Here is an 11,634-nt window from a genome sequence, read left to right on the forward strand (position 1 = left end):
GTGGGGGCCTCCGGGCCGTCGTCGGCCGCGATTTGGGGCGCGGCCGGTGGGGGGTGTCGAGGACCGTTGGTGACGGCGCCGCGTGGGGAGCGGTTCCGTCGGGCACGGTGGGGGGTGTGACATGTACCATGGCACATCTCACATGGCCTTGGGAACCCGGGGCGTTGTGCGCAGTTTGCGGGGAATTCACGGAGGGATCGTGGTGACGGTCCGTCAACAGACCCGCCCCGGACGGGGCGCCGTAGCGCTCCGCCCGGGGCGGTCACCTGTCTGGGGTCAGCCGGGGTCGGCTCACATCTCGCTCGTGACACTCACCCCGCTGAAGCCCTGCTGGGCGTAGAGGCTGAAGAAGACGTAGCCACCGACCGGCGGGTTGGTGACGGTCAGCGTCTCCGCGTTGTCCGGACCCGCCGAGCGCGTGACGTACGCGTTGGTGTAGGCCCAGCTCGTCGGGTTGTAGTAGAGGTCGCCGTTGCCGGTGCCGCCCTTGCTGGTGACCTTGATCTGCTTGGTGCCGGCCGGCACCAGGAGGTAGAAGTGCGCGTAGTTGCCCGTGGTCGCCGCGACGTTGCCGCGCACGCAGTTGGCCGAAAGCAGCCGGACGTCGTTGCCCGCGCACTCCGGCAGCTGCGGCTGGCCCGGCGTGTCGGTGGCGCAGGCGCCGGCGGCGCACTTGGTCAGCCAGCTGTCGAAGTCGGCGTCGTAGCGGGTGCCGATGGTGGTCTTCAGGATGGCGCGGGCGCCGTTCCAGTCACCGGCGCGGTACTTGGCGAGGACCGCGTCCAGGTCGGAGCGGTGCTGCTCCAGCATGTAGCGCACGGCCAGGTAGCCCCAGCGGTAGACCCGGTCCTGGCTGCTGGTGGCGTAGACGGTGTCGAACAGCTCGCTCAGCCGGTAGGCGTGCTGCGAAGCGACCGCGATGGCACCGTCGTTGACGACCTTGCGGTACGAGTAGGAGACGTACTCCGCGAAACCCTCGACCCACCAGTCGATCGGCTGGACCTGGCTGGCGTCGTAGTCGCCGTACACGTTGAACCGGCCGTCGAGGTAGTGGGTGTACTCGTGGTTGAGGTTCCAGATCTCGAAGGACGGGCGGGCCCACTCGGCCTCGTAGCAGAGGAAGCGCGGCTGGTTGCCGACCGCCGCCGGGTCGCCCTCCAGGTACATGCCGCCGTTGTTGGTGTTGATGTCGTAGATGACCGCGGCGAGCACCTGGTAGTCGAGCGAGGAGTGGAAGGCCACGACCTCGATCGTCTTGTTGTTGTCGTCCTTCACCGGGCCGTTGTCCTTGGCCACCGCGTGGAAGAACGCGTCCTGGCCGTTCAGGCTGGTGCAGGCGGTGTTCAGCTGGGCGGCGTCCAGCGCCTGGGCCAGGATGACGATGCTCGGGCTGCAGCTGTGCTTCACCGTCAGGTTGGCGGCCTTGAACTTCGCCGGGTCGTCACAGGTGCCGTAGTACGAGCAGTTGCCCTTGTCCCACCAGTTCACCGCGAGCGTCACCGAGCCGCGCTGGTACATCGTGGGGCCGGTCGGGGCGGACTGCTGGGCCAGGGCCCGCGCATAGGGGCGCAGCCGGGGCAGCAGGTCCGGGTACTGCATGAAGCGGGTCAGCTCGTTGGTCGCCTCGTAGACCGTCCGCCCGTAGGTGCCGCCGTGCAGGCCCTGGTTGCGGGAGATGAAGGTGAACAGGGCGTCCAGCACGCTCGGGTCGGCCTTGACGGCGGGGAGGAAGTCGGCCTCCCAGTGGCCGGCGAACAGCGCGGTGAGCGCCGGGGTCACCGCGTAGACCATGCCGTTCGGGTTCCAGGTGGCGCTGTCGTAGTCGGACAGCAGGCGCTTGACGACGGGCAGGTAGCGGGCGCTGTCCTTGATGCTGTCGATCAGCGTGGCCGCCCGGGCCAGCGGGCTCGCGTTGTCCGCGGTGACGTCCCGCGAACGGGGGTTGGCGAAGAACGCGTCCAGCGCGGCGCGGGAGGCGTCCTTCAGGCCGCTGCCGTAGGGGCCCACCACGTCGGGGTTGTAGAACTGCGTGAAGTAGCCGGCCTGCAGGTAGAGCATCAGCTCCGCGATCGAGCCGCTGTCGTTGCCCTGGTAGCCGTTGGCGGCGTCGCGCACCGCGTTCGCCACGGTGACCATCTGCGACTCGCGGAAGGCGTTGGCGGCGTCGCCGCGGCCGATCTTGAACAGCGAGTTGACGCACTGGAGGTCGACGGACTTGATCTGCTGGACCAGCGCGCTGCCGGTCCGGCTGGTGAAGTCGCCGACGTTGCAGGGCCGGGCGGCGGCCGCGTCCAGGCCGAAGGCCTTGGCCTGCGGCTGCCCGGCCGTCGGCAGGCCGGTGAGCGGGGCCGTCGGCGACTGGGGCACCAGGTCCTCGGGGCTGAGGCGCTTGCGGCCGTCCGGCTTCGCCGGGGTGGTGTCGGCGCGGCTCTCGCCGATCGCGGGCGGCGGCGCCAGGTGGGCGGGCGCCGTGCCGGCGGGCGTACCGGCGGGGGTGCCGCCGGGGGTGGTTCCGCCGGGGGTGGGGCCGGCGGGGGCGGCCTGGCTGAGCGGGGCGAACAGGCCGACCGCCAGGAACAGGGACAGGACGAGCGTCAACAGTCGTGCCAACCGCGGGACTCGCAGTAAGCGTTGGCCATTCACGTGGGGGCCTCCGGGCCGTCATCGGCCGCGATTTGGGGCGCGGCCTACGGGGGAGCGAGGACCGTCCGCGACGGGACCCGTGGGGCGGGTCCGTCGTGGAAACAGTGGGGATGTGCCATGTAATATTGCACACATCACACATCATTGTGAAGGCCTTTACCCAAGCCCTACCCATCCGGAAAAGCGGAAGGGCATGGCGACGTCGTCGTCACCATGCCCTTCGGGCCCGCGGATCGGTGGAACCGACTACCGCCGGATTCCGGCTACTTGCGGAGCAGCAGGATCACGCCCGCCGTCACCAGGCCGACCACGACGGCGGCCGCGCCGTACGCCAGGCGGTGCGCCCGCAGCACCGGCAGGAAGCGGTCCACGGCATAGCGGCCGGGGCCGGTCAGGGCGAGCGCGGCGGCACCGGCGGTCAGCAGCAGCTCGTACTCGCTGCCCTTCGGGGCGAAGAAGCCGCCGCCCCAGGTGACGGCTATCGCGTTGACCATCGTGCCGACGATCGCGGCGCCCGCCAGCGGGGTCAGCAGGCCGACGGCGAGGGCGAGTCCGCCCAGCGTCTCGGTGAGGCCGGCCACCACGGCCATGGCGTTGCCGGCCGGGTAGCCGCTCATGGTGAAGAACTGACCGGTGCCGTCGATCCCGCCGCCGCCGAACCAGCCGAACAGCTTCTGGCTGCCGTGCGCGGCCATGGTCAGGCCGAGGGCCAGGCGCAGGAGCAGGAGTCCGGCGTCATAGGCGTGCGGGGAGGTCGTCGCGGACCCGGCGGTGTCCCGGGTCGGGCTGACGGTGGTGGTGGCGGCGGTCGTGCTCGGGCTGCTGCTCGGCATGCGCGTCTCCATCGATCGGGGTTCGGTCGTCGTCCGGCACGGCCGGACACGGTCAAGGGTTGTGGTGGTGCGGCAGGCAGGGATCGTCACCCGGCGCCATTGTTCAAATTTGAACCGCCGCTTCACCGACCGTACCCCGAAGTTCGAATTTGAACAACTGACGGGCCGTCGGCGACTCGCGGGCCCCGCCCGGGCCGGAGAGGGTGGAGACATGGCCCACCACAGACAGCACCGACGGGAGACCCGGACCGGCACCCCGTACCCCGAGGCGCTGGACGCCTTCGGCGAGCGCGTCCGACTGATCACCCCCGAACAGTGGGACTCCCCCACCCCGTGCAGCGACTGGTCCGTCCGCGACCTCGTCAACCACCTCACCGGCGAACAGCTCTGGGTGCCCGAGCTGCTGATGGGCGCCACCGTCGGCGAGGTCGGCGAGCGCTTCGACGGCGACGTGCTCGGCGACGACCCCGTCACCGCCTGGACCGACGCCGCCGCGGCCGCCCGGGAGGCCTGGGCCGTCCCCGGCGCCACCGAGCTGACCGTCCACCTCTCCTTCGGGGACACCTCGGGGCAGTACTACCTGGACCAGCTCACCACCGACCTGGTGATCCACTCCTGGGACCTCGCCGAGGCCATCGGACGGCACACCCGGCTCCCCGACGGGCTCGTCGGGTTCGCGCTCGGCGAGTTCGCCGGGTACGGGGACCTCTCCGGCAGCGGGCTCTTCGACCCGCCGCTGCCGGTGCCCGAGGACGCCGACCCGCAGACCCGGCTGCTCGCCCTCACCGGGCGGCGGGACGGGGGGTGAGCGGGACCCACGGAGGGTGAGCGGGCACTACGGGGGTCGGCGGAGCGCGCCTCCGGGCGGGCGGCCCGGCGCCGGATACTGGAAGACAGCGGGGGAAGTCTTCCGTGCGAGAGGCGGGCGGGCCATGAGCCGCAGGCCTGACATCCTCGGCGAGTTCACCGCCGACCACCGGGCGGTCACCGAACTGCTCGACCGGATCGAGGCCGCACCGGCCGGCGACCCCGGACGCGGCGAGCTGGTGGCCCGGCTGACCGACCTCCTCTTCACCCACTGCGCCGCCGAGGAGGAACACCTCTTCCCAGTGGTCCAGCACGACGTGCCCGACGGCGGGGCCCTGGTCTTCCGCAGCATCCACGACCACCTGGCGATCGGGCAGTACCTCGCCGACCTCCAGGGGCTCGGACCGGCCGAACCGGCCTTCGGCACCCTGCTGCGCGGCCTCGCCGAAACCCTGCGGCGGCACCTGCGCGGGGAAGAGGAGCAGCTGTTCCCGGCCGCCCGCAAGGCCCTGCCCGCGGCCGCCCGCACCGCGCTGGGCGACCGGCTGCGGGCGGAGCGGGCCGAACTGGACGCCCCGGACTGATCAGCGCTCCCGCCGGCCCGGGCCGGATCAGTCCTTCGGGCTGATCACCGCGAACCGGGCGCCCTCGCGGTCCCGCAGCCGGGCCACCCGCCCGTACGGGGAGTCGAAGGCCGGCCCGAGCGCCCCGCCGCCCAGCTCCGCGGCCCGGGCCACCGCCCGGTCCGTGTCCGGGACGGCGAAGGACACCTCCCAGTGCGGCGGCATCCCGGCCGGGCCGCCGGCCTGCTCCTTGGCCAGCGCCGCGACACTGTGCCCCTCGGCGCGCAGCACCACCCGGTCGTGCTCCCAGCGGACGTCGAAGCGCTCCGGGTCGCGGCCGTCCCAGCGGAACACCTCGCCGTAGAACAGCGCCGCCGCGAACGGGTCCGGGGTGCGCAGCTCGATCCAGACCGGCGCCCCGGGCAGGTCCAGCTTCCGGGCCCGGCCCGGCGGGCCCTCCCAGATGCCGAACACCGCGCCCGCCGGGTCCGCCGCGAAGGCCACCCGCCCGGCGTCGAAGGCCAGCGGGCCGACCGCCAGGGTCGCGCCGCGCTCCCGCACCGCGTCGGCGGCGGCGTCGGCGCTCTCCGTCCCGAAGTAACTGGTCCACGCGAGCGGAACCGCCCCGACACCGGCGACGCCCAGCCCGGCCACCGCCTCCCCGCCGGTCACGGCGTGCACGTACGGGCCGAAGCGGTCCGGCCCGGGCTCGAACTCCCAGCCGAGCAGCGGGCCGTAGAACGTCTTCGCGTCCTCCAGGTCCGGGGCCATCAGGCTCACCCAGCACGGCACGGCCGCCACACAGCGCACCCGGGCGACCGTCTCACCGCTGCCCATCGCGAACCTCCTCCGCCCACCCGGCCGCCGGGCCCCTCCCGACTCCCACGGCCCACCGGCCGCCCGGGACGCCCACAGCCTAGGGCGCCACCCTCACCGCCCCGGGGAAGCCATGCCCGGGATCAGCGCACCCAGTTCTTGAGGGGCTCGGTGTCCAGGGAGATGCCCACCGGGTCGGGGAGGCGGACGGCCTTGCCGAACGGCAGGGTGTGAACGGTCTCGTAGCGGACGCCGTCGGGCTGACTGTGGACGATGATCTCCGCGGAGTCCCGGTCGATCAGCAGGTAGACGGGGATGCCGGCCTCGGCATAGGCGCGGGGCTTCTCGACCCGGGCGCGCCGATCGGCGTCGACGTCCGCATCGGTCACTTCGACCACCATCAGCACGCGATCCGCATCGACCCACTCCCCCTGCCCGACGAAGGCCTCGGCGGGGGCCAGAGTGCCATCGGGATGGACCCGTCCGCCGTCGGTTCCCCGCATCCTCAGGCCATGGCTGTGCAGCCACAGCTCCGGCCGCGCCTGGAAGCAGCTCCGCACCAGCCACTCGATCACACAGCCGTGGGTGCCGCCCGACCTCGGTTTCACTCCCAGTCGCCCGCCGAGGAACTCCAACTGGAGGCCCTCGAGCGCCCGGAAAGCCAGGCGCGCGAGTTCCTCGAACTCTTCGGGCCGCATCTGCGATCGGCGCGGTGCGTCAGGAGCCGTGCACATACCGCGACCGTAGGACCGGGGTGTGACATCCCTGCCCGAGAGCAGAGGGATTGTGTGACGCAGGTCACATAGCCAGGGGAAATTCCGGGGACGGATTCCCCGTTTCCGAGTACGTTGGAAGAAGCGGGGAGATTTTCCCCGGTATCCTGATGAGGAGCAGTCGTCGTGACCACCACCGCCGAGTCGGTCCGTCCCGCGGGGAGCGCACGTACGCCGAAGTTGCGTGCGGACGCGAGCCGGAACCGGGAGCGGATCGTGCTGGCGGCCCGGGAGGCGTTCGTCGAGTACGGTGCGGACGCGCCGCTGGACGAGATCGCGAAGCGGGCGGGGGTCGGCAATGCCACGCTGTACCGGAACTTCCCGGACCGGGTGGCGCTGATCCGCGAGGTGGCGGTGCTCGTCAAGAACCGCATCCTGGCCCTCGCCGAGACGGCGACGGCGGAGGCGGACGCCCCTGACGGCAGTGGGCCGTTCGACGCCCTCCAGCGGTTCGCGCACGCGTCCGTCGGGGAGAAGGTCGGCGGTCTGTGCACCCTGTTCAGCAACCATGTCGACCTGTACGACCCGGAGTTGACCGAGATCCGGGAGCGCCTGCAGGCCGCCGTGGGCGGGCTGATGGAGCGCGCCCGGGCCGCGGGCGAGCTGCGGTCGGACGTCGACCACGGTGACCTGTTCATCGCGATGAGCCAGCTGACCCGGCCACTGCCGAACACCGCCTGCCGACTGCTCGACGACTTCGTCCACCGGCACCTGCAGATCTTCCTGGACGGCCTGCGCGCACCGGCTCCTTCGGTGCTGCCCGGCCGGGCCGCGACCTTCGAGGACTTCCAGCCCCAGCACTGACCGACCCGCCAGTACCGACCCCCCGCCAGTAGGGGCCCGACCAGTACCAGCCGTCCGGGCGCGCGCCGCCGTGCCCCGGCGCGCCCTGCCACCGCACCATCCCGGTGCGGCGACCCGCCGTGCCCGCCGCACGGCACCCGACCGTTCACGCACACCACACGCACCGTGAAGTGAGTACCCCCATGTCTCGAACCGACGCCGCCCGACCGGCGACGCTGCCCGATCCCCGGCGCTGGAAGGCGCTGATATTCATCGGCCTCGCCCAGCTGATGGTCGTCCTCGACGCGACCATCGTGAACATCGCCCTGCCGTCCGCACAGCGGGACCTGGGCATCTCCGACGGCAACCGCCAGTGGGTGATCACCGCCTACGCGCTGGCCTTCGGCGGGCTGCTGCTGTTCGGCGGCCGGATCGCGGACCTCTGGGGCCGCAAGCGGACCTTCATCGTCGGCCTGACCGGCTTCGCCCTGGCCTCCGCGCTCGGCGGCGCCGCGGCCAACACCGCGATGCTGCTGGGCGCCCGCGCACTCCAGGGCGTGTTCGGCGCGCTGCTCGCGCCGGCCGCGCTGTCGCTGCTCGCGGTGACCTTCACCGAGGCCAAGGAGCGCGCCAAGGCCTTCGGCATCTACGGTGCGATCGCCGGTGGCGGTGGCGCCATCGGTCTGATCCTCGGCGGCCTGCTCACCGAGTACATGAACTGGCGCTGGACCTTCTTCGTCAACATCCCGTTCGCCATCGTGGCCGCCGTCGGCGCCGTGATGGTGATCCGCGAGCCCGCCGAGGGCCGCAACCGCAACCGGCTGGACGTCCCCGGCGTTCTGCTGGTGACCACCGGCCTGGTCTCGCTGGTCTACGGCTTCACCCGCGCCGAGTCGGACGGCTGGTCGTCCGGCACCACCATCGGCCTGTTCGTCGCGGCCGCCGTGCTGCTGGCCGCCTTCGTGCTGGTGGAGCTCCGGGTCAAGGCCCCGCTGCTGCCGCTGCGCGTGGTGCTCGACCGCAACCGCGGCGGGGTGTACCTGTCGCTGGGCATGGCCGTGATCGGCATGTTCGGTCTGTTCCTCTTCCTGACCTACTACCTGCAGATCGTGCTCGGCTACAGCCCGGTGCTGACCGGCGTGGCCTTCCTGCCGATGGTGGCGGGCATGATCACCGGCTCGACCCAGATCGGCGCCCGGCTGATGACCCGGGTCCCGGCCCGCTACCTGATGGCGCCCGGCTTCCTGGTCGCCTCGGCCGGCATGTTCCTGCTGACCCACATCAGCCTGGACACCTCCTACCCGGCGCTGATCCTGCCGGGCCTGGTCCTGATGGGCCTCGGCATGGGCACCGCGTTCATGCCGGCCATGAGCCTCGCCACGCACGGCGTCCAGCCGCGCGACGCGGGTGTGGCCTCGGCGATGGTCAACACCTCGCAGCAGGTCGGCGGCGCCATCGGCACCGCGCTGCTGAACACCATCGCGGCCAGCGCGACCACCGGCTGGCTGGCCTCGCACGCCACCGCCGCGGCCGCCGCCTCGCCGGAGGCAGCCAAGGTGCTGCAGTTCCAGGGCATGGTGCACGGCTTCTCGACCGCGATCTGGGTGTCCTTCGGGATCCTGGTGGCGGCCGGCGTGGTCGCCTTCACCTTCATCAACGCCGGCCGGCCGGGCTCCTCGACGGGCTCGGACGCGGGCTCGGCGGCCGAGAACGACGTGCCGGTGCTGGTGCACTGACGCGCAGGGGTTGCTCGGGTGCGTACGCGGCCCGTCCGGTGTCCTCCACGACACCGGGCGGGCCGCTCGCCGTTTCCGCCCGGGACACCCAGGACGGTCCGACCCCGGACGGTCCCGGACGGTCCGGCCTCGGACGTCCCCGTACGGTCCGGCCCGCGGAATCCGGCCCACCGGATACGCCCGCGAGTTCCTCACATCCCGGCCCCAGGGCGACCTTGTTCCACGGTCAACCTGTCGCCTAAGGTGAGCGAAGCGCTTCGTTCCGTGTGCACCCTTGAACCTTCCTGCACACTCCTGGCCACGACCCTCCGGCCTGCGCTTTTTACTTTCTTGACACGCGCATGACACACAGCGTTTCGCGATACCCGCTCGACAGTGTTCTCCTCGCTCCCGAAGCCAGAGAAGAGCCCCGCCATGTCGCCATCGCACACGTACGACCGGTACCGCCTGCCACGGTTCCACTGTCCCGGCGCCGGAACCGCGCCGCGTACGCCCAGACGATCGCCCCGGAACGCGCACCGGACCTGAAGCGGCCGGAACGCGCGCGAACCGCGCCCACACGATCCGACCGACCGAGAAATCACTCCGGACGTGAAGAATGACCGACCGCCTGGACTTCAGCCTCACGCAGTTGCGCTATTTCGTGGAATCGGCCGAACTCGGAAACATCTCGGAAGCGGCCGAGAAGCTCAGAGCCTCGCAATCGACCGTCTCCTCGGCCATCATGCGGCTGGAACGCCAACTCGGCGTGCAGCTGCTGCTGCGCCACCACGCCCGCGGGGTCACCCTCACCCCGAACGGGCGGGACCTGCTCCTCGGCGCCCGCGCGCTGCTGGGACAGGCCAGGAGCCTCCAGGAGCAGGGGGACGCGCTGGCCGGCGGCATCGAGGGCCGGCTCGGCGTCGGGTTCCTCACCCCGGTCGCCCCGTTCCTGCTCCCCCAGACCCACCGGATCACCGCGGAACGCCACGCGGGCCTGCGGCTGACCACCCGGGAGGAACCGGCCGACCGGCTGCTGGCCCTGCTCCGGGACGGGCAGTGCGAACTGGCCGTCACCTACGACTTCCTGAGCGGCGGCTCCCGGTTCGTCCCGCTGGCCGAGCTGCCCATGCGGGCGCTCGTCGCGGACGATGACCCGTGCGGCCGGGCCGACCCCGTCCGCCTGGCCGAGCTCGCCGAGCGGCCGTTCGTCGCCCTCGACGACCCGCCGCTGCTGCTCCACTTCGAGAAGTTCTTCGCCGACGTCGGCGTCCCGCTGCCACCGGTGGTCACCGCCACCGGGCCGGAGACCGTCCGCGGCCTGGTGGCCGCCGGGTGCGGGTTCGCCCTCGTCCACCAGCGCGCCCACCGGGCCACGACGCTGGACGGCGGCCGGATCCGCTCGGTCGAACTCGCCGGGGACGCGCCGACCGCGTCGCTCGGCGTGGCCGCCGCCCCCGGCCTCGCCCTCGACCGGCGCGGCCGCGCGGTCCTGAACGTGCTCAGGTCGGTCGTCCCGACCTGCCGTCTGTGAGACCGGGCGCGCGCCCCCTTCTCGCCACACCCCCTCATCCCCGCGACACCCGTCGGAGGAATGCCGTGTTCGCCATGCTCTTCGCCGGCCAGGGCAGCCAGCACAAGGGAATGGGCGCCGAGGTCCTCGAACGCTACCCAGGACTGGTCGGATTCGCCTCCGACCTGCTGGGGTACGACCTCGCCACCCTGTGCACCAAGGACCCGGACGGCCTGCTCGGCCGGACCGAGTACACCCAGCCGGCGATCTTCGTCGTCAACGCCCTGCACGGTTTCGAGCGCACCCACCGGGAGGACCGCCCGGCGGACGTCTACCTGGGGCACAGCCTCGGCGAGTACAACGCCCTGCTGGCCGCCGGGGTGTTCGACTTCGAGACCGGGCTCCGGCTGGTCGCCAAGCGCGGCGAGCTCATGGCCGCGGCCTCCGACGGGGGCATGGCCGCCGTCCTGGACACCCCCGAGGAACGGCTGCTGGAGCTCCTCGCCGACCACGGGATCGACGGCGTCGACATCGCCGGCCTGAACACCCCGTCACAACTCGTCATCGCGGCCACTCCCCCCGTGCTGGCCGCCGCGGTCGAATGCCTGGAGGAGAACGGGATCCGGGTCGCCCGCCTGAGGGTGAGCGCGCCGTTCCACTCCCGCTACATGGAGCCCGCCCGCGTGCGCTTCGCGGAATTCCTCACCGGCTTCGCATTCGCCGCACCCCGCACCCCGGTCGTCTCCAATGTCACCGCCCGGCCGCACCGGCCGGAGGAGACCGCCCGGCTGCTGGCCGAACAGCTCGTCGCCCCGGTGCGCTGGACCGACTGCGTACGAAGTCTCCTCGACCGGGACGACGACGTGGAGTTCACCGAGATCGGGGGCACCTCCCTCACCCGCATGGTCGACAAAATCACGTCTGGAGCCTGAACGATGGAATCGACGACGGACACGATCCGGACGTACCTGGAGGAGCGCTTCCTCTTCGAGTTCGACGATGAGACCACCCCGGACACCGACCTGTTCAAGGCCGGGGTCATCGACTCCTTCGGCTACGTCAGGATGATGCGCTTCCTGGAGTCCGAGTTCTCGCTGGCCCTCGACGGCGACGAGATCCTCATGAACGTCCTCGTATCGCTCAACGCGATCGATGAATTCGTCCAGAAGAAGCTCGCCGGGGAATAGG

At 71.7% G+C, this 11,634-nt stretch carries 11 protein-coding genes; 7 read left to right on the forward strand and 4 right to left on the reverse strand.

Annotation, left to right across the window (positions count from 1 at the left end; all coding sequences use genetic code 11):
• Window positions 1-291: 291 nt before the first annotated feature.
• Together ACFVU7_RS32340 and ACFVU7_RS32345 are read right to left on the reverse strand one after the other, a co-directional pair.
• Window positions 292-2,610, reverse strand: a complete 2,319-nt coding sequence (locus ACFVU7_RS32340) for a M9 family metallopeptidase (protein ID WP_388048598.1) — start codon at window positions 2,608-2,610, stop codon at window positions 292-294.
• Window positions 2,611-2,906: 296 nt separating this feature from the next.
• Window positions 2,907-3,476, reverse strand: coding sequence for a DoxX family protein (locus ACFVU7_RS32345; protein WP_049651490.1), 570 nt, complete (start codon window positions 3,474-3,476; stop codon window positions 2,907-2,909).
• A gap of 211 nt (window positions 3,477-3,687) precedes the next feature.
• Here ACFVU7_RS32345 and ACFVU7_RS32350 point away from each other — a divergent pair, with 211 nt between their 5' ends.
• Together ACFVU7_RS32350 and ACFVU7_RS32355 are read left to right on the forward strand one after the other, a co-directional pair.
• Window positions 3,688-4,284, forward strand: a complete 597-nt coding sequence (locus tag ACFVU7_RS32350) for a TIGR03086 family metal-binding protein (protein WP_388048600.1) — start codon at window positions 3,688-3,690, stop codon at window positions 4,282-4,284.
• A 124-nt stretch (window positions 4,285-4,408) separates the two neighbouring features.
• Window positions 4,409-4,867: a hemerythrin domain-containing protein gene (locus tag ACFVU7_RS32355; protein ID WP_388048602.1), complete on the forward strand. Its 459-nt coding sequence runs from the start codon at window positions 4,409-4,411 to the stop codon at window positions 4,865-4,867.
• 27 nt (window positions 4,868-4,894) lie between these two features.
• On the opposite strand, the gene ACFVU7_RS32360 is transcribed toward ACFVU7_RS32355, so the two are convergent.
• Both ACFVU7_RS32360 and ACFVU7_RS32365 read right to left on the reverse strand, forming a co-directional pair.
• Window positions 4,895-5,683: a VOC family protein gene (locus ACFVU7_RS32360; RefSeq protein WP_388048604.1), complete on the reverse strand. Its 789-nt coding sequence runs from the start codon at window positions 5,681-5,683 to the stop codon at window positions 4,895-4,897.
• A 122-nt stretch (window positions 5,684-5,805) separates the two neighbouring features.
• A complete protein-coding gene (locus ACFVU7_RS32365; protein WP_387966355.1) occupies window positions 5,806-6,396 on the reverse strand; it encodes a Uma2 family endonuclease in 591 nt (196 codons plus the stop codon).
• 165 nt (window positions 6,397-6,561) lie between these two features.
• Here ACFVU7_RS32365 and ACFVU7_RS32370 point away from each other — a divergent pair, with 165 nt between their 5' ends.
• From ACFVU7_RS32370 to ACFVU7_RS32390, 5 genes are all read left to right on the forward strand, one after another.
• Window positions 6,562-7,239 carry a TetR/AcrR family transcriptional regulator gene (locus ACFVU7_RS32370; protein ID WP_388048606.1) on the forward strand — a complete coding sequence of 226 codons (678 nt, stop codon included), beginning with the start codon at window positions 6,562-6,564 and terminating at the stop codon, window positions 7,237-7,239.
• Window positions 7,240-7,421: 182 nt separating this feature from the next.
• On the forward strand, window positions 7,422-8,954 hold the full coding sequence (locus ACFVU7_RS32375; protein ID WP_388048608.1) for an MFS transporter: 1,533 nt from the start codon (window positions 7,422-7,424) through the stop codon (window positions 8,952-8,954).
• Window positions 8,955-9,552: 598 nt separating this feature from the next.
• Window positions 9,553-10,467, forward strand: a complete 915-nt coding sequence (locus tag ACFVU7_RS32380; RefSeq protein WP_049651483.1) for a LysR family transcriptional regulator — start codon at window positions 9,553-9,555, stop codon at window positions 10,465-10,467.
• 74 nt (window positions 10,468-10,541) lie between these two features.
• A complete protein-coding gene (locus ACFVU7_RS32385) occupies window positions 10,542-11,378 on the forward strand; it encodes an ACP S-malonyltransferase (protein ID WP_241852886.1) in 837 nt (278 codons plus the stop codon).
• Window positions 11,379-11,381: 3 nt separating this feature from the next.
• The gene (locus ACFVU7_RS32390; RefSeq protein WP_049651481.1) at window positions 11,382-11,633 is read left to right on the forward strand and encodes an acyl carrier protein; all 252 of its coding nucleotides are present in this window, start codon (window positions 11,382-11,384) and stop codon (window positions 11,631-11,633) included.
• The last annotated feature ends 1 nt before the right edge of the window (window position 11,634 follow it).

This window comes from Kitasatospora sp. NPDC058046 (assembly GCF_042885595.1).
In the GTDB taxonomy this organism is placed as follows: Bacteria; Actinomycetota; Actinomycetes; order Streptomycetales; family Streptomycetaceae; genus Kitasatospora.